This is a genomic window from Flavihumibacter petaseus NBRC 106054 (assembly GCF_000974785.1).
GTDB classification, from domain to species: Bacteria; Bacteroidota; Bacteroidia; order Chitinophagales; family Chitinophagaceae; genus Flavihumibacter; species Flavihumibacter petaseus.
Window position 1 is genome coordinate 1,906,611 of record NZ_BBWV01000001.1, and the last position, 19,139, is coordinate 1,925,749.

The 19,139-nt window shown below is 49.5% G+C and carries 14 protein-coding genes; 10 read left to right on the forward strand and 4 right to left on the reverse strand.

Annotation, left to right across the window (positions count from 1 at the left end):
- The first annotated feature begins 112 nt into the window (after window positions 1-112).
- The 8 genes from FPE01S_RS08075 to FPE01S_RS08110 all read left to right on the forward strand — a co-directional run bounded on the left by FPE01S_RS08075 (window position 113) and on the right by FPE01S_RS08110 (window position 12,211).
- Complete coding sequence (locus FPE01S_RS08075) at window positions 113-3,277, forward strand: SusC/RagA family TonB-linked outer membrane protein (RefSeq protein WP_046368231.1); 3,165 nt, start codon at window positions 113-115, stop codon at window positions 3,275-3,277.
- A 10-nt stretch (window positions 3,278-3,287) separates the two neighbouring features.
- Window positions 3,288-5,126 carry a RagB/SusD family nutrient uptake outer membrane protein gene (locus FPE01S_RS08080; RefSeq protein WP_046368232.1) on the forward strand — a complete coding sequence of 613 codons (1,839 nt, stop codon included), beginning with the start codon at window positions 3,288-3,290 and terminating at the stop codon, window positions 5,124-5,126.
- Between the two features lie 18 nt (window positions 5,127-5,144).
- Window positions 5,145-5,852, forward strand: a complete 708-nt coding sequence (locus tag FPE01S_RS08085) for a DUF3823 domain-containing protein (protein WP_083990167.1) — start codon at window positions 5,145-5,147, stop codon at window positions 5,850-5,852.
- Entirely contained in the window at window positions 5,849-7,162 is a 1,314-nt protein-coding gene (locus tag FPE01S_RS08090) for a glycoside hydrolase family 99 protein (RefSeq protein WP_052955602.1), read from the forward strand. Before FPE01S_RS08085 ends, FPE01S_RS08090 begins: the two co-directional genes overlap by 4 nt.
- A gap of 61 nt (window positions 7,163-7,223) precedes the next feature.
- Entirely contained in the window at window positions 7,224-8,894 is a 1,671-nt protein-coding gene (locus FPE01S_RS08095; RefSeq protein ID WP_157473930.1) for a hypothetical protein, read from the forward strand.
- A 68-nt stretch (window positions 8,895-8,962) separates the two neighbouring features.
- Window positions 8,963-9,949, forward strand: coding sequence for a family 43 glycosylhydrolase (locus tag FPE01S_RS08100; RefSeq protein WP_046368235.1), 987 nt, complete (start codon window positions 8,963-8,965; stop codon window positions 9,947-9,949).
- 2 nt (window positions 9,950-9,951) lie between these two features.
- Window positions 9,952-10,929 (forward strand): family 43 glycosylhydrolase, encoded by a 978-nt coding sequence (locus tag FPE01S_RS08105; RefSeq protein WP_083990168.1) that lies wholly within the window; start codon window positions 9,952-9,954, stop codon window positions 10,927-10,929.
- Window position 10,930: 1 nt separating this feature from the next.
- Window positions 10,931-12,211 carry a glycoside hydrolase family 99 protein gene (locus tag FPE01S_RS08110; RefSeq protein ID WP_245623962.1) on the forward strand — a complete coding sequence of 427 codons (1,281 nt, stop codon included), beginning with the start codon at window positions 10,931-10,933 and terminating at the stop codon, window positions 12,209-12,211.
- Window positions 12,212-12,337: 126 nt separating this feature from the next.
- On the opposite strand, the gene FPE01S_RS08115 is transcribed toward FPE01S_RS08110, so the two are convergent.
- The 4 genes from FPE01S_RS08115 to FPE01S_RS08130 form a co-directional block, all read right to left on the reverse strand.
- Window positions 12,338-13,648, reverse strand: coding sequence for a GntP family permease (locus FPE01S_RS08115; RefSeq protein ID WP_046368236.1), 1,311 nt, complete (start codon window positions 13,646-13,648; stop codon window positions 12,338-12,340).
- 76 nt (window positions 13,649-13,724) lie between these two features.
- Window positions 13,725-14,228 (reverse strand): hypothetical protein, encoded by a 504-nt coding sequence (locus FPE01S_RS08120; protein WP_046368237.1) that lies wholly within the window; start codon window positions 14,226-14,228, stop codon window positions 13,725-13,727.
- 90 nt (window positions 14,229-14,318) lie between these two features.
- Complete coding sequence (locus tag FPE01S_RS08125) at window positions 14,319-15,059, reverse strand: LytR/AlgR family response regulator transcription factor (protein ID WP_046368238.1); 741 nt, start codon at window positions 15,057-15,059, stop codon at window positions 14,319-14,321.
- Window positions 15,052-18,090: a ligand-binding sensor domain-containing protein gene (locus FPE01S_RS08130; protein ID WP_169749140.1), complete on the reverse strand. Its 3,039-nt coding sequence runs from the start codon at window positions 18,088-18,090 to the stop codon at window positions 15,052-15,054. Before FPE01S_RS08130 ends, FPE01S_RS08125 begins: the two co-directional genes overlap by 8 nt.
- A 162-nt stretch (window positions 18,091-18,252) precedes the next feature.
- Here FPE01S_RS08130 and FPE01S_RS08135 point away from each other — a divergent pair, with 162 nt between their 5' ends.
- Together FPE01S_RS08135 and FPE01S_RS08140 are read left to right on the forward strand one after the other, a co-directional pair.
- Complete coding sequence (locus FPE01S_RS08135) at window positions 18,253-18,522, forward strand: hypothetical protein (protein ID WP_046368240.1); 270 nt, start codon at window positions 18,253-18,255, stop codon at window positions 18,520-18,522.
- A gap of 84 nt (window positions 18,523-18,606) precedes the next feature.
- The gene (locus FPE01S_RS08140) at window positions 18,607-19,137 is read left to right on the forward strand and encodes an RNA polymerase sigma factor (RefSeq protein WP_157473932.1); all 531 of its coding nucleotides are present in this window, start codon (window positions 18,607-18,609) and stop codon (window positions 19,135-19,137) included.
- Window positions 19,138-19,139 lie beyond the last annotated feature (2 nt).

Consider the following 19,139-nt stretch of genomic DNA (forward strand, 5'->3'; position numbering starts at 1 on the left):
ACTGCTATGCCATTCTGCCATCTACTACCACCATGAACAATCGTTCCGGCAGCGGTCTGCTGCCCGGCGATATCAGCCCATTATTTCATTCATTCCTACTAACAAAAAAATTATGAGAATCATACGTCACCTGTTGATGCTGATCTGCGTGCTCCCCGCATGCCTGATGGCACAGCAGAAAACGATTATCGGAAAAATTACCAATGCCACGAATGGGGAACCACTTGCCGGCGTTACCGTAACTGTTTCCGGTTCTACCACCATCACTGCATCCACCAATCCGGAAGGTCGATACTCTATTACCGTTCCGGATGCTTCGACAAGGATCGTTTTCACCCATGTGGGTATGAAAACAGTATCAGAAGAGATCAAGGGAAGAACTGCCATCAACATTGCCATGGCGGGTAATGAGCAAAGCCTCGACAATGTGGTGGTAGTGGGTTATGGTACCCAGAAGAAGACGACGCTCACCGGCGCAGTTTCACAGATCACCAGCAAAGAACTGACGGTGACCAAGAACGAGAACGTTGCCAACATGCTGACCGGTAAGATCCCGGGTTTGCGGATGGTACAGCGGACTGCTGAACCTGGCGCGTATGAAAACAGTTTCGATATCCGCGGTTATGGCGGTTCGCCGTTAGTTGTAATTGATGGTGTTCCCAGGGGAGGATTCGAGCGGATGGATCCCAATGAGATTGAAAGCATTTCAGTGCTGAAGGATGCTGCTGCAGCAATCTATGGTAACCGTGGTTCCAACGGGGTGATCCTGATCACCACCAAAAAAGGTTCAGCACGTGCCAACAAGTTCGACATCACCTACTCCTTCAACCAGGGCTGGCAACAGTTTCTTGGAATGCCGGATGGCGTTGGGCCGGTTGACTACATGATGCTGACCAATGAAAAAATGAAACGGGATTTTGCGAACAATTTTGTGTCGAATGCTCCACCTGCCTATTCGTATGAGGATATCAAGCCCTGGATGGATGGAACCTACCAGGGCGCTGACTGGATCGGTGCAGCTTTCAATACGGTAACACCCCAGCAGCAGCATAACCTGAGCATTTCTGGTGGTACAGACAAAGTAACCACCTTCCTGAGTCTGGGTTATATGAAGCAGGATGGTCTGATGAAGTCCAACGACATGGACTACAGCCGGTGGAACCTGCGTTCCAACACCACCGTGAAGATCAATGACCGCCTTCGTGCAGGATTGTTGCTTTCCGGTGTGATGGATGAAAAGAACCAACCCTACCAGGATTTGTGGACCATCTTCAAATATACCTGGAACCAGATCCCCATCAACCAGATTTACGCGAACAACAATCCTGAGTACCTGAATGTGATGCCGGACAATGCCAACCCTGTTGCCATCTCCAATTCAGACTATGTGGGTTTCCGCAAGCGTACGCAGAAAAACCTGCAGGCACAAGCCAACCTGGAATACGATATCCCTTTCGTGAAAGGACTGAAGGCGCGGGGTATGTTCAACTATGGCTATACCGTTGACGACAATTCAGATTACAAGAAGGCCTATAATCTTTATACCTATGATGCCAATACCGATAAGTACCTGGTGTCTAACGTAAACGGACCCTCTAACCTGGGCCGCACATATGGAACGGGTTTTCAGACGCTCAGTCAATTGGCGCTGACCTATAACAACACATTCAGCGGTAAGCACAATGTAACGGCAGTTGCGTTGCTGGAGGAGAACCATACCAAAAGCGATAACTTCTTTGCATCCCGGAATATGTCTATTCCAATGGATTACTTATTTGGCGGGGATGATGCAGGTCAAATCGGCAATACTTCTTCAGGCGGCGTTAGGGAAATTACCATGCGCTCCTGGGTTGGCCGGGCTACCTATGACTACCTCGGCAAATATCTCTTCGAAGCGACAGTACGTTATGATGCCAGCAATAAATATAGTCCAACCAACAAAAGCAGGTGGGGCCTCTTTCCAGCCTTCATGGCAGGCTGGCGGATCAGCGAGGAACCATTTTTCAAGAAACTGGTACCATCGAGAATTATCTCCAACCTGAAGCTCCGTGGCAGCTATGGCGAACTGGGTAACGACGCCATATTTGAATTTGCTTATGTTTCGGGTTACAACTATCCCACCATCAATCCAAACGACAATTCTATTTGGGGATATATTTTCAATGGTGGGTTCATCGGCGGTGCTGAAAATCGCGGTGTTGCCAATCCGAATGCGACCTGGAGTGTTTCCAAAACCAAAAACATCGGCCTTGATTTTGGTTTATTTGATGGAGCGCTGGAAGGCGTCGTGGAATTATATCGGCGGGACCAGACCGGATTACCGGGAACCAAATCAGTGACGTTGCCAGGAACTGTGGGGGTCGAAATTCAGCCGGAAAACCTGCAAAGTGACCGGGTACAGGGTTGGGAGCTGCAATTGACTCATAGAAACCGGTTCCGGGATGTTGGGGTGCTTATCAGTGGGAACGTTTCTTACGCACGTCGGCTATACAGTGATAGGATACAGGGTGCTTTTGGAAATGAGTATGACCAATGGAGGAATAGACAGCAAGATCGGAATATGAATATCTGGTGGGGTGTTGACTATGGCGGACAATTCCAGAATTACCAGGAGATCTATACTGCCAAGACCAATAATGGCGGAGGAAACAACAATATCGTTCCTGGAGATTATTACATGCAAGACTGGAACGAAGATGGCGTGATCAATGGAGATGATTATCATCCCATCGCTACCTATGATCTGCCATTGATCAACTATGGCTTCAATATCAGCCTCAATTACAAGGGATTTGACCTGAGTGCCCTGTTTGCAGGTGCCACTGGTGTATGGGTGCAATACGCGGAACAATATGCTGAACCCCTCATGTATGGTCGCAGTTCATTGACCAAGTTCCTGGACAGCTGGCATACTGTCAATCCCGACGACAATGTTTTCGATCCCAACACACAATGGGTTTCCGGAAAATACCCGGCGATGGGCTACAACTATGGATTGATCAACAATTCTACCAAAGCAGTGATGGATGCATCCTACCTGCGTTGTAAAACACTGGAATTTGGCTACAGCTTCCCCCGTATGTGGATCAGCCGTATCGGGATGAAAAATGCCAGGCTCTATGTAAACAGTTATAACCTGTTTACTATCAGTGGCCTGAAGGACAGTGATCCGGAACACCCCGGACAAATTCCAGGCGCCAGCTTCGACTACGGCCTGGGCGGTTATAAGTATCCACTCAACCGCACATTTAATGTGGGCGCTTCAGTTACCTTCTAAAATTTATTGCATGAAAACTATTAACAGAATAAGCATCTTCTTGATAACGGGTATCCTGGTAATAATGGGATCCTGTCAGAAGCTGGATGTTGTGCCGAATAACTTGTTGTCAGACGATCAGATTTTCAGCAGCGAAGCGGGAATCAATGTATACCTGGCACAAGTGTACCGCAAGCTGCCGATTGAAGACTTTACCTACCGCCCTGCGGGCCGTGACGGACAGTCGGGTTTTAATCTCCACCATGAATGGGAACATTTCTGGCACTCCGGCGCTGCCTGCGGTGAAATGGTAGGTCCATGGGGCGGAATGGATATTGGCGGTGGCTTCGGCTACTGGCCATACAAGGATATCCGCGCAGTGAACTATTTTATCGAAACGCTTCCCAAGTACTCCGCCAATTTTGCCGGCAATAAAGTAAATGAACTCCTGGGTGAAGCGTATTTCCTGAGAGCGTATTATTATTTCGCACTGGCAAAACGCTATGGCGGTGTTCCCCTGATTGCCGTTACCCAAAACTACCCGGATCAATCCATTGAAGAACTGCAAGTGCCCCGCAACACGGAGGAAGATACCTGGAATTTTATCGGGAACGATTGTGACCAGGCTATTGCCATGCTTCCTGAAACCAATGTTGCGGAAAGGGCTAACAAATATGCCGCCGCTGCTTTGAAATCAAGGGCCATGCTGTATGCAGGAAGTATTGCTAAGTATGGTTCCCAGAACTTTGTAGATGGTGATGCACGTGCCATGGGTTTTGTTGGTATTGCAGCAGAAAAGGCTGACGGATTTTTCCAGAAAGCTATTGAAGCAGCAAAACAACTGGAAGGCAAATACTCATTGTACAGCGCAAACACCAACAAGGAACAAAACTATGCGGATGCTTTTCTCGATGACAAAAGCCCGGAAAACATCCTCGTACGCAACTACTCTATTCCGAGCCGCACGGCGCACAGCTGGGACGCAACTTTCTCCCCGCGTTTTATGACAGCCAATGCGCTGAGCCGCGCATATCCTACGCTGGAATTTGTTGAGCGTTCCGGTGCGCTGAATGTTACCAATGGTGATGGCACGCCTACGCGTTACACCAACCTGGCTGACGCATTCCAGGGGCTGGAACCACGTCTCCGTGGCACCATCTATTTCCCGGGTGATGTTCTGCGTGACCGCAGGTTCGATGTGCAGCGTGGTCTCTATCCTTCTTTCAGCGGTACTGCCGCTGATGAGGTAGCCAAAGATCCCAATTCCCGGAAATACATGTTGTCCGGAGATCCGAATACCACGTTCGAAGGGAAGACCATAATCGGACAAACCGGTATCAGCACGTCCGGCGACGACAAAACCCGCACCGGTTTCTATGTACGCAAATACATCGACTACCGCCGCCCGCAGGCAGATGTTGACCTCTTCACCAGCACCACGCACTGGATCGAATTCCGGTATGCTGAAGTATTGCTGAACCGTGCCGAGGCAGATATAGAGACTGGCCAGCTGGACGATGCGCTGGCTGCGCTGAACCTGATCCGCAACCGCGCAGGTGCCACACCGCTTACCATGGCCGATATGACTGTGGATGTTGTACGCAACGAACGTTGCATGGAGCTTGCTTTCGAAAATCACTACTGGTGGGATCTTAAGCGCTGGCGCACTGCTGATGTGGTATTGAACAATGCCCGCTTCAAGGGACTGATGCCTTACTTCGTGATGAACGAAGGCAAATACATCTTCCTGAAAGAGCCGGAGACGTTCGGGCGCAACTACAATTTCGAAAAGCGGTTTTATTACGAGCCCATCCCGGGCGGCGAGTTGGGCAAGAATCCGAATCTCTATCCCAATAACCCCAATTACTAGTCATAAAAATTCAAAGTCATGAAACTAAGAATGGGTAAACTTTTGCTGGGCGCCTGCATCCTGCTGGCAGCATCCTGTGTGAAGCCCGACAACTATGATGGTCCGGATGCTTCTTTTGAAGGCAGTGTGCTGAACGAAGGATTCAAACAGAATCTTCAGACCTGTACCGGCAACTTCGCGATCCGCCTGGAACAATTGAGCTGGAGTGAAACACCATCCCCCCAGGATATACCAATCAAGTATGATGGCACTTTCAAGAATTCCAAACTGTTCTCCGGACATTACCGGGTATCGCTGAAAGGCGGCGCTTTCTGGCCGATCCCGCCGGTTGAGCTCGATATCAGCAAAGGCACCACCTACGATTTCCAGGTGACACCCTACCTGAACGTGGAAAATTTCACGTATGAGCTGGACGGTACTACGCTGACATTGCACTTCAATGTGTCGGCTCCAATTGATGGCATTCCTAATGTGATCGAGGTGCAGCCTTATGTGAATACTACTGAGATCGTTGGACCAGGTGCTTCCATCTATGATTTTTCCGATGTGTTCCGGAAGACCGTGAACAAGGCCTATACCGACCTCAGTGAAGAAGACAGGACAATCACGATCGAAGATCTCATTCCCGGCCGCACATTTTTTGTGCGGGTAGGTGTAAGATTCGATAACAGTGACAAGAGTTCCAATCTTTCCGAAATCATCAAAATAGAAGTGCCGCAGCAATGATAACCACGATCTATAAGATGCTCACCGGTGCGCTGCTGTGCATGGCTTGTTCCCGCGGATCAGACGGTCCTTCCGGACCGGTGGATCCACCCGGCAATGACTATGTGTATGATACAGTCGGCCTGTTGTACAAGTCATACTCCGGACTCGTAATGGCAGGTTACCAGGGATGGTTTGCGGCAGAAGGAGACGGTTCAAACCGCGGCTGGTATCACTACCAGGGCCATGGCGGTTTCTATCCGGGAAACACCAACGTAGATTTCTGGCCGGATATCACCGAATACACCAAACGGTATAAGTCCCCTTTCAAATTTGCCGATGGATCAGATGCTTACCTCTACAGCCCCTATGACGAGGAGAGTGTAGACCTCCATTTCAAATGGATGAAAGACTATGGCATCGACGGCGTACATATGCAGCGGTTTGTTGGTGAAGTGAAATCCACCAACCCCTCCGGTAAAAGGCATTTCAATAAAGTGCTCGCCAACGCACTCAAAGCTGCAAAGAAATACGGCCGTGCCATCAGTGTGATGTATGACCTCAGTGGTTGCACCAGCGGCGATCTTGATTACCTGGAAGCAGACTGGAAGGAACTGCAGACTTTGTTTAAGCTTTCAGACAACAAAGAAAATCCCACGTACCTGTACCATGGTGGCAAACCGCTGGTAACGATCTGGGGAGTTGGCTTCAACGACAACAGGAAGTATACCATCGACGACGTCAACAGGCTTGTGGACAAGCTGAAGGGATCTGATAACCGCTATGCGATCATGCTTGGTGTTCCCTATTACTGGAGAACGCTCGGCTCAGATACTGAAAAGAACCCGGCCCTGCATGAACTTATCAAAAAGTGCGATATCGTGATGCCCTGGGCGGTTGGCCGCTACAGTTCCACCAATTATGAGCCGCGTAATGTGTATGATGATCAGCAGTGGTGTAAAACCAACAAGGTGACCTACGTGCCGCTGGTATTTCCGGGATTCAGCTGGGGCAATATGCATAAGGATGCCTCCATTTACAATGCCATTCCCCGGCTTAAAGGAGATTTTCTCTGGCAGCAGGTGGCAGGTGCCAAAGGCGCCGGAGCGCAATCCCTGTATGTGGCCATGTTTGACGAAATCGATGAAGGCACCGCCATTTTCAAGACTGCGAATCAGTCCAATACTCCCGTTAACGGTACAGAAGGATTGCGTTTCGTAGGCATCGAAGACGGCCTGCCCACCGATACCTATCTCTGGTTAACCGGTCAGGCAGCCAGCTGGTTCCATGGCGCTACCGGGTATGGACGGGCGAAACCTGTCCGCGATTAGGCAATTTGCCTGAAGGGACCAACCAAAACAAATTGTAACGACTCATTTTAAAACAATGACAATGAAATTGATCACTTCCATCCTGCTGAGCACCTGCATTGTGGTGTTGCTTGGCCTGGCCGGTTGCCAGAAGGAAACGTACACCTCCCGGGATACCAGTGGATTGAAGCCCACGCCGGTTGATCCGCCGGATCCACCAGATCCCACACTGGTTTCCTTTGATCCTGCCGATGCCATGGATGACTGGGAAATTGCGGGCCCCGGGCCAAAGAATGCAGAAAAAGTAGGCGCCAAGGAAGGTGAAGCCTGGTTGAAATCTGCGATCAAAAACGGAGAAGACTATATCCACTTTATCAAACGCCGGCCTGCTGTGGTTGATGCGAAGCTTTCTGAGGAGGATGGCCAGTTTGTATTCTGGTTTTATTGTGCTGATGTGACCCAGTTGAAAGCAGACGGGCAGATTGAGATGACCAGTTCGGGCGAATCCGACAAGAAAGAGTATTCCTGGAACCTGGCAGGAATCATCCCGACCCTTAAGAACGGCTGGAATGAGATTGCCCTGAATTTCAGTGATGCTGCAAAATCTGACGGTGATGGCGGCCCGGATATCCATGCCTTTAATTTCTTCAGAATGTACTTCTGGACCAATGGCAAGGATCACGCTGACCTGGATGTGGGTGTCGATGATCTGCGTTTCCGCAAGAAACCTGCAACGCCGGTTAATCCCGCTATCCTTTTTGATGCAGCCGACAAACTCCTGGATTGGGAGATCGCCGGACCAGGGGCAAAAACAGAGGAAAAAGCCGGTAAAAAGGAAGGAGAAGCATGGCTGAAATCAGCGATCATGTCGGGAGAAGATTATATCCATTTCATCAAACGCAGGCCAACGCCTGTGGATCCCAACCTCACTGAACAGAATGGCCAGTTCGTATTCTGGTTTTATGTTGCCGATGTCGCTTCCCTGAAAGAAGACGGACAAATCGAGCTGACGAGCTCGGGAGAATCCGATAAAAAAGAATACTCCTGGAATATTGCGCCGTTGATCCCATCCCTGAAAAACGGATGGAATGAGATCCGCCTGAACTTCAATGCTGCTGCCAAATCCGATGGCGATGGCGGTCCGGACATCCATGCATTCAATTTCTTCCGGATGTATTTCTGGACAAAAGATAAAGCGCATGCGGATATGGAAGTGGGTGTAGACGGTCTTCGTTTTGAAGAGCGCCAGATCGTTTCCGTTTCATTCGATAACTGTGACCTCATCGACAACTGGGAGACAGCCGGCGGAAAAGGCACTATCGAAAAGCCCGGAAAAAAAGAAGGCGAAGGCTGGTTGTCTGCGCCAATTACCAACGGCGAGGACTATATGCACTTCATCAAGCGTCGTCCTGAAACGCTCAATCCCAATCTGACCAAAGCCACCGGCGCGCTGAAGTTCTGGTTTTATGTAGAGGATGTGAGCAAGATCAAGGATGATGGCCAGTTTGAGCTGACCAGCTCGGGTGAATCAGATAAAAATGAATACTCCTGGAATCTTGGCCCCATGCTTCCCAATCTGAAAAATGGCTGGAATGAGCTGACCCTGAACTTCAGCGACGCAGCCGAATCCAGCGGTGATGGCGGTCCGGATGTAACCAAGTTCAATTTCTTCAGGTTGTACATGTGGACATCGGGTAAGGATCATCCGGATGTGAAGATTGGCCTGGATGACCTCCGCATCGTTGAAAAATAAGTACCTAAGATTAACCATAACAGGAAGGCAGCCAGTCGCTGCCTTCCTTCACCTGGAAAGAAAGTGGAATGAAAACAAAAACGATCAATTTTACAGCCCTGCTGTTGGCGGCTGTTTCGTGTTTTCCGGTTGCGGCGAATTCGCAGGAAAATAAGGCAGCTGAACCCGTGGGTAATCCTTTTATCCGTACCATGTACACTGCCGACCCCTCTGCGCATGTGTGGGCTGATGGCCGGCTGTATGTTTATGCTTCCCATGACATCGCACCGCCACGCGGTTGTGACCTGATGGATCAGTACCATGTATTTTCGACGGATGATATGATCCACTGGAAGGATCATGGGGAAATATTGCGTTCCAGCCAGGTGCCCTGGGGCCGCAGGGAAGGCGGATTTATGTGGGCGCCGGATTGTGCCTATAAAAACGGCACCTATTATTTCTATTTCCCGCACCCAAGTGGCACAGAATGGAATGCCACCTGGAAAATCGGTGTCGCCACCAGCAAGCAACCAGCCAGCGGATTCACAGTACAGGGATACATCAACGGTTTGGAATCCATGATTGATCCCTGTGTTTTTGTCGATGATGATGGCCAGGCATATTTCTATTATGGCGGTGGTGGTACCTGTAAGGCCGGCAAGCTGAAGGACAATATGATGGAAATTGATGGCGAGTTGAAGAAGATGGAGGGCCTTGAAGATTTCCATGAAGCTACCTGGGTACACAAAAAGAACGGGCTGTATTATCTTTCCTATTCCGACAACCACGATAAAGACGGAAAGCATAACCGCATGAACTATGCCGTTAGCAAAAGTCCCCTGGGGCCATGGACCTACAAGGGGATCTACATGGAACCCACGGACAGTTACACCAACCATGGCTCGATCGTGCAGTTCAAAGGCAAGTGGTATTCTTTTTATCATAACAGCGCGCTTTCCAATCACGATTGGCTGCGATCCGTCTGTGTAGACAAGCTTGAATACAATGCTGACGGCACCATCAAGATGGTTCAACCTTCCCCTGGTATTAATCTTCAACCCGTTGCCGGTAACTGATCATGAGTCGTCATCAATATTTATTACTGGCAGTGTTATTCCTGTCGGTTGCAGGCTGCAGTTCCCATAAGGATGAACCGGTGCCCGAACCTGAAAAGCCGGATCTTTTTGATACGGAACATCGTAATCCTTTTGTGACCAGCCTGTATACTGCTGATCCGTCTGCCCATGTATGGGCGGATGGCCGGCTGTATGTTTATCCTTCACATGATATTGACCCGCCGAGGGGATGTGACCTGATGGACCAGTACCATGTATTCTCTACGGATGATATGGTGCACTGGACGGATCATGGTGAAATCCTGCGCGCTGCTGATGTGCCCTGGGGAACACCGGATGGGAATTTCATGTGGGCACCGGATTGCGCTTACAAAAACGGCACTTACTATTTTTATTTTCCGCACCCGGATGGAACGCCATGGAACCAGCACTGGAAAATTGGTGTAGCCACGAGTTCAAAACCGGCTAGTGACTTCACCGTGCAGGGATATATTGAAGGGCTGGAATCATTGATTGACCCCTGCGTGTTTGTTGATGATGATGGGCAGGCATATTTCTATTACGGAGGCGGCGGTATTTGCAAAGGTGGCAAGCTGAAGGACAATATGATGGAAATTGACGGGACGGTGCAGCCGATGACCGGGTTGATCGATTTTCATGAGGCCACGTGGGTGCACAAAAGGAACGGACTTTACTATATGTCCTACGCCGACAACCATGATGCAAACGGAAAACACAACCAGCTCCGCTATGCGGTCAGTGAAAGTCCGCTTGGACCCTGGCGGTATAAAGGAATTTATATGGATCCTACTGACAGTTACACCAATCACGGTTCCATTGTGGAGTATAAGGGCCAATGGTATGCTTTCTACCACAGTTCCAATTTATCGGGTGGCCACGACTGGCTGCGGTCTATTGCAGTAGACAAGCTTTTCTATACAGCTGATGGAACAATTAAAAAAGTTATCCAAACCAAATAACATGTTCAAAGACATTTTTCGATCCTGGTACCTGCAGGCTGGCGGTTTAGCCTTGTGTGCGGCAATGGCCCTGGCAGGTTGCTCCAAAAACAGCGACGGCCCACCGGATGATGGTGATGAAGAGCCGGTGGTTCAATGGCCTTCCCCGCCGGGAGACGTGGTGGGGAAGATCACCGTTGGCTACCAGGGGTGGTTTGCCTGCAAGAATGATGGCAGTCCTATCAATATGTGGTGGCACTGGACGCAGGACTGGGGAAAGACGCCTTCTCCCACGAACAAGGGCATGAAGTCGTGGCCTGATGTGCGGGACTATACCGAGACATTTGCCACTGATTTTCAGGCACTCGGAAATGGTGATGCGGCAACAGTATTTTCGTCATTCAGTGATCAGACCGTTGATGTTCAGTTTTCCTGGATGAAACAGTACAATCTTGATGTTGCGGCACTGCAACGGTTCAACCCGAACGGTATTGAGGGACCTGTGCGGGATGCGATCACCGCCAAGGTCAAAACCGCTGCCGAGAAACATGGGCGGAAATTCTACATCATGTATGACGTGAGTGGCTGGACCAACATGCAATCGGAGATAAAGTCTGACTGGACTAACAAAATGAAGAAGTATGTCGCTTCTGCCGCATATGCAAAGCAGAACGGCAAACCTGTGGTGTGCATCTGGGGATTCGGTTTCAATGATGGTAATCATCCCTGGAATGTGAATACCTGCCTTGAAGTGATCACCTGGTTCAAAGAACAGGGTGTTTACCTGATCGGTGGCGTTCCGACGCACTGGTTGAATCAGAACAGCGATTCCAGGCCGGGATTTCTGCCGGTTTACAAGGCGTTTAATATGCTTTCTCCCTGGATGGTTGGACGTATCGGACGGGCGGTGGATTCTGACAATTTTTTCGCCAGTGTCAATACACCGGATATCAACTATTGCAAGCAGAACGGCATCGACTATCAGCCCTGTGTATTGCCCGGCGATCTGCAGGAACGTCAACGGGCACACGGGGACTTCATGTGGCGGCAGTTTTACAACATGGTCAGGCTGGGTAGCCAGGGCATCTATGTTTCTATGTTTGATGAATACAATGAAGCCAACCAGATTGCCAAAACCGCGGAGGATCAGAGTATGGTTCCCGCGGGTGGAGGCTTCCAGACGCTGGATGAGGATGGCACCAAATGTTCCTCGGATTATTACATGCGTCTGAGCGGAGACGGTGGCAAGATGCTCAAGGGGCAGCTTCCGCTGACAACGGTTCGTCCCACACCGACTCAGTAGGGGACAACAAAATCGTCATTGCAGTCAAAATACCATATAGCAGCAGTACGACTATGGTACCAATCCCACCCCCCCTGTGTCTACAGGGGGGCGGATTGGATTTTTCGTTTTCACTATTAGGTATTTTCAGTGAAGCAGCATCCTGAGCAATAACAATACAGTAAAGGCAGTGATACCCATAAAAAAAGTGGCAACAGTGTAGACCCTGAACATAGTTTTCATGTCGATTTCACTGAAACGGGCAATCACCCAGAAATAGGCATCATTGGCATGCGAGAGGAACATAGATCCGGCGCCCATTGCCAGTACTGCCAGTAATGGTCCGTCGTTACCGGCCAGCCCCAGGCCAGGCAACAGGGGCGCCGTGATGGTAGCTGCAGTGATAATGGCCACTGTTGAGGAACCCTGGGCAGTTTTAAGTAAAGCCGTGATCAGGAACGGCAGCCATAAGCCCCATTGGCCGAGATCAATTGACCGGCTGACCTGTTCACCCAGCCCGGATTTGGCGAGTATGGCACCGAAAGCGCCACCTGCACCGATGATCACCAGTATACCGCCGGCTTTTTCCGCAGCCTCCTGTAATAGTGTTCCGGTTTTGATGGTACTATGGGTAGGAGTTTTAATATGTCGGAATAGCGCAACCAGAATCCCGGCAGTGAGGGCGATAACCGGATCGCCCAGGAACCGGCCGGGAGTTCCTTCTGGCGTGAAGGAGTGGAGGCTGATCATTGCAATCGGTAAAATAATGGGTAGAAAAACAGCGATCCCCGGCTGTTCTGACGCAGCTACCTGTTCTCCTGTTTCCTGCTGATGCGGGGCATCGTGTTTACCGGAGAATCTTACCCAGCACCAGCCCGCGATGCTTGCCGGAACGGCAATAATGATCCCGTACAGCACCAGCCGTCCAATCTCAACGCCCAGTATCCCTGCAGCGGCTGCGGCGCCGGGATGGGGAGGAATCATGCAGTGAACGGCATACAACCCACAGGCGAGTGAGCCTGCCACAACTGCCATCGGCATTCCGGAGCGCCGTGACAATGAGTTTCCCAAACCACTTAATACGATGTAGCCGGAATCACAGAATATGGGCAAGCCAACGATCAGGCCGGTGAGGTTCATGGCGGCACTGACATTGTTGTGGCCGATCCTGTTCAGGATATAATTTGCCATCAGGGCAGTACTGCCACTTTTTTCCAGGATCACGCCCAGGCAGGTGCCCAGTACAATGATCAGGCCTAATGCAGACATGATATGTCCAAATCCATCTTTTACAGTGGCGATGATCGTCTCAACCGGCATACCCAGCCCTGTTCCCATCACGAAACTGCAGATCAGTAAGGCAAAGAATGGGTGCAGGCGGTAGCGGGCTGTCAGGACGACCATGATGAGGATGGCAACAGACAGGCATAGTAATATGCGCCAGAGGGAAACTTCCATCCCATAATTTACAAGGTATGGTGCAAAATAAAAAAAGGGGTGCCGTCTACACCCCTTCCTCTTTTTTTATTGACCCTCATTTTGCATAGACCTCTAACTCATCTATGTCCTGGTCGCTTACGCGGAGAGTCTTCCAGGAAGTCTTGTCTTCTATTTTCACGAGATAAATGGTTTCTTTTCGTGGAATTTGAAGTTCCTGAACCAGAAATATATTGTAGTCAAGATATTCAGAACGAACGCGGAGACGTACTTCAGTCGGCAGTTGTTGTTCACTATAGGTGCGGATAAGTTGTAAAAATGTTCCCGAATTGGTATAGTCAGCCATACAACTGACACCATTCTTTACAAATTTTATGCGCTGACCATCCCTTGTGCTGTACCATTTTTCTTCGGAGACATCGCCGAACTTCTTTTTAAAACTTCTGGCTGCACGGGTATCGGCAAAGTACATGGCGTCTGATGAACCGGGTACGGCCGTTTCTGCCGTGTTTTCCGCAATCATACGCGGACCCTGCTGCGCTGATACATTACCGATAGTTGCTGCAATCACTGTCAACGTGGTGAATATTGCTCTTTTCATGGCGATAGGTTTTAAACAAAACTACTTGCATGCTGTAGGCAAATCCAGTGCTGTTGAGCAATCTGCGGGATTAACCGGGTAATTGGTCTGTTAAAACCATTTTAACAGCGATTCTTTCCGGCTGCGGGACACATTTACCGTTGATCCATCGCTCATGGAAAGATAACCGCCCTCACCACGGGTATACTTGACAATTTCGTTGAGGTTTACAAGAAAGGAGTGGTGTACACGCAGGAAGCAGGAGAATGGTTTCAGTTGTTCTTCGATATCTTTTAACGTTCTGCTGGCAACTACTTTTTTGTTGTTCCGTAGAAACAGGTAGGTGTAATTGTCATCTGCCTCACAGCGTATAATGTCATTGGCAGGGATAAGTTCAAAGCCGTCTGTTGTGGGAACGGCCAGTTTTGTAAATGGATTATTCCTGCCATTTACCTGTTCGAGGAGAAACCGCAACTGTTCTGCTGCAACGGTCGGGCGCTGCTGGTAATATTTTTTAACAGCCGATTCCAATTCGCGGGGATCAACCGGTTTCAGCAGGTAATCAAGGGCGCTGTACCGGATCGCGCGGATGGCGTATTGATCATAGCTCGTGGTGAAAATGACGGAGAAATTAAAATCGCCCAGTTGTTCCAGCATCCGGAAACCATTCATGTTCGGCATTTCCACATCAAGAAATACCAGCTCGGGTTGAAATTGCCGGAGGGCTTCAAATCCCTGTGCTGCGGAGCGGCAGGTGGCCAGGAGCGTCACTTCGGGACAATATTCCTGGAGCAGCAAAGACAATGTTTCCAGGCAACGGCCCTCATCGTCTATGGCAATAGCTTTAATCATATCTCAATGGTATTTGAAGAATGACCTCTGTACCACCGGAAGAGCCGTCGGCCAGGGTCAGGTCATTAATGTAAATGCTGGAAGCCTGCGGATTTTCGCCTTTGAGCAGTTCAATGCGTCCTGCTGTGATGTGCATACCCATTGACTTATGTGTGTTTGCAGACTTGCTTTTCAGGGCCGCAGCTTGTTGTCGTCCGATGCCGTCATCCCTGATTACACAAAAGAGGAATTTGCCTTTTTTGTAGAGTTCAATTTCCAGGAGTCCGCGTTCTTCCTTGTGCATCAGTCCATGCCAGATGGCATTCTCCGCATATGGCTGAATAATAAGCGGAGGTACAAGTATCGATCCCGGATCAAGGAAGGGATCTACCCGTATCGTATAGGAAAAATGATGATCAAACCGGACTGCTTCCAGCTCGAGGTAGAGCTCCAGTGATTGCAGTTCCTTATCGAGTGTTATCTGCTGTTGTTCCGAATTCTGGAGGATAAACCGGATCAGTCTGGAGAATTTGGTAAGGTATTCAGAGGCCTGGGCCTTGTTGTTTTGCAGGATGAAGCGGTTGATGGAATTGAGGGAATTGAAGATGAAATGAGGATTCATTTGTGAACGCAGTGCCTGCATTTCCAGTTCAGATGACCGGCGTTTGAGCTCTGACAGTTGTTTTTCGGTTTGTGATTTTTCCAGTTGGCGTTTGAATTGTTGTTTTGTGCGCCACCGGATAAAGGCATATAGCAACAGGACAAGCAGGGCTGAGGCCGTTATCCTGAACAAGGACGTTGTCCACCATGCCGGTACTATCTCAATTGGAATGGAATGTTCGGACCAGATGTCTTCATTGTTGGCCACTTTAACGCGAAAAGTATATTTGCCCGGCGGCACATTAAAGTAATAGGCAGTTCGTTCAGCTCCGGCTTTTCTCCAGTCGGGGTCATAGCCTTCCAGTTTATAGAGGTGGGTATTCTCACCGGGATTACTGAAATGAATGCCTGCAAATCCAATGGAGAAAATATCCTGGTCATGGTTCAGCCTGATGGATTTCTTATTGTCCAGCTGAACAACGAGCTGACCTGCAACCGTAAGGTCTCTCAGAATGATCTGGGGTGCCACCGTCTGAAAGGCATCATCCTTCGGAACAAAGGAATAAAAACCATTTTTTGAACCGACCATGATCCGGCCGTCTGTGGTGCGGTAAATTGCCTGTGTCAGGGTGCTGGGGTTGACACCCTGGTTAAAACCATATCCGCGGATCCGGGTTCTTTCTTTGTTGATCTGGAAAATACCGGAACGGGTGCTGACCCAGAGCAGTCCGTTTTCGTCTTCCTGCAATCCATTGATATCTGTACTGCCTATCGGACTGCCCTGTTTCCAGAAGGGCTCAAAATCCTTGTTGGGATCAGGTTGCCAGATAAGGCCGTTGGGAGTGCCCGCCCAGAATCTGCCATTTTTATCCTGATAAATAGTATTGATAGACCGACCCTTTGCGAAAGTGCCCGCCGTATTTCCGTTTGCCAGCCTGACCAGGCCTTCCTCGTTCATGCCCCCAACCCAGGTATTTCCCTGTCCATCGCGATAAAGGGCAGACACACTCATGGGCGGCGTACTGACTTTTTTCTTTTCTGCATTATCCGGATTGAACTCGTACAACCCAGAGGCGGTTGTCATCAGATATTGTGATTTGTTCAGGGGAATTACCTGGTGGATCAGATCGGAATCTGAAAAAATTGCATTGATCCTCTGGCTGGCGAAGTCAAACCGATAGAGCCTGCCCCCCAGCAATACCATGTCTTTACCGGGTTCAACGGGAAAGAACCTGCTTTGCCTGGAAAACGTAAAACTTTTAAAAGGCTGATCTCCGACGGTCAGGTATTTGGGCTTGCCCAGGTCGTTCATCTGGTAGATCCCTGTATTAGTGCTGAACCAGATATCTCCCCGGCCGTTCTCCTGTATACCCATCAGGTCACCATCTACGTTATGCATGAAATGAAATGTCTTTTTCAGGGGATCCATGCGGTACAGGTTCGACGACTGGGTGCTGAACCACAACACTCCTTCTCTTGAAGTAAAAGCCTGCCAGCCGCTATTGTCCAGCAGTCCCTGTCCGTTCCCGAACCTGGTAATAACCCGATTGGTTGGGTCCATCCTGACTATTCCCGACTCAAAAGTGCCGATCCAGATTGCTCCCGCACCGTCTTCCTGAATAAAAGTGATATGATCAACCGGACTTGAGGGCTCGGGCATCATGTCCTGCTCTTCAAACCCATCAGTTTGTTTATTGTAGAGAAATAATTTATTGCCGAGGGCACCTACCCAGAGGTTCCCGTGGCTGTCTTCGCGGATCGCCCTGATCTTGTGATTACCCAGGTAATGGGTAAAGTCCTGCGTTTCCGGGCGGAACCGATTCAGCCCGCCAGCTATATTACCTTCCCAGGGAATGCCTGTTCCAGCCCACAGGTTTCCCTGCTGGTCTATGCACAGGCTTCTGACATTATTCCCCCAGAGAGAGCTGCCGTCATGGGGGTTATAGCGGAAATGCTGAATTCCGCCGGATTCAGGATCAATAACATCGAGCCCATTGTGGGTGCCTACCCATAATTTTCCGCTCCGGTCCATCACCATCACATTGACGGTGTCGCTGCTGATGGTATTCGGATCGTCTTTGCGGTGCCGGTAGTGCTGGAAAATTTCCGTGCGGGAATTAAACCGGTCAAGCCCCATTCCATAATATCCAACCCAGATGTATCCTTTTGCGTCAGCATATACTGTTTCGGGATAAGATCCGCCCGGGCCTCCCGGGTTGGCCGCATCATACCGGTAACTTTTCATCGAATAGCCATCAAAGCGGGTAAGCGCATTTTTGTCCTGGTCGGTAAACCACATATATCCCTGAGGATCCTGGGTAATACCGGTGATCTTGCCCAGTGAGATCTCGCCCACGCTTTCCACCAGGTTAAATCTGATTTGCTCCTGCTGGGCGGTTGCCAGCAAACTGCACAACATTGCTGAAAGCAGCAAAAGGGAGCTTTTGCGCATGAGGAAGGTTTGGCTAAAGTTACCCATAATAAAAAGGTTCGTGATGCCGCTGGTAAAATAGCTTTCTGCCGGGTATTTGTCATTTAGCAATGAGCAGCCGGCGCCAATGATTGGTATTTGGAAGAAATTCACACTATATTGTGAGTCTAAACCTTATCCCGGATGGTACAATTTCTGAAAAGACAATCCCTCAGTCTTGCTGCCCTGGCTGCCTGCTGTACATTGGGCACTTACCTATTTCTTGGAGAGTCGGCAATGCTCACTGCAATGAGCATCATTTCGGTGGCGATGCTGCTGCTCGTTATCCGATATAATGTAATTGATGGTAAATCATTGAGAGTCCGTAAAAGTGAGGTCGATTTCCGGGCTGCAGCATCGGTGGCAGTAGCGGGTGCAGCGATTATATTTTTTCTGGCTTTGCTGGGGAACTGATAATGTATTGTCGCATCTGCTTTTTTCGTTCCATCTTTTCCTTTAATTTAGGCCGTTTAGACGTGTACCCATTTGCAGGAAGAGATGGAAGATCAGGAAATTCTCAGCCTCATTCAGTTAAATGATATTGCAGGGTTCAAGGCCGCTTTTGATAAGTACTATAAGCCGCTTTGCACCCAGGCATTTCTTTTGCTGCGGGACGAAGACCAGGCGCAGGACCTGGTACAGGAGCTGTTCATACAGTTATGGCAGAAGGGCCGGCTGGCACAGGTGCAGCAATCACTTTATGGCTATCTGAGCATTTCCGTCAGGAATAATTGCCTGAATGCATTAAAAAAACAGCAGCAACAGCAGGAAAAGGAGACGGCGTTTCTGGCCGGGACTAGCTGGTTTGAAGAGAAGAATGCCCTGGAGTTGGCAGAACTGTCTAAAGAACTGGAAAGTGCTGTAGGAGAATTGCCGGACAAATGCCGCCAGATTTTTCAGATGGTTTTTGTAGAAAATAAAAAATACCAGGAAGCGGCAGATGAAGCAGGAGTGTCGATCAATACGGTAAAGACACAACTGAAGCGCGGGCTGGTGAAGTTACGGGAGCAGCTTGGTAAAATAAGATAGTT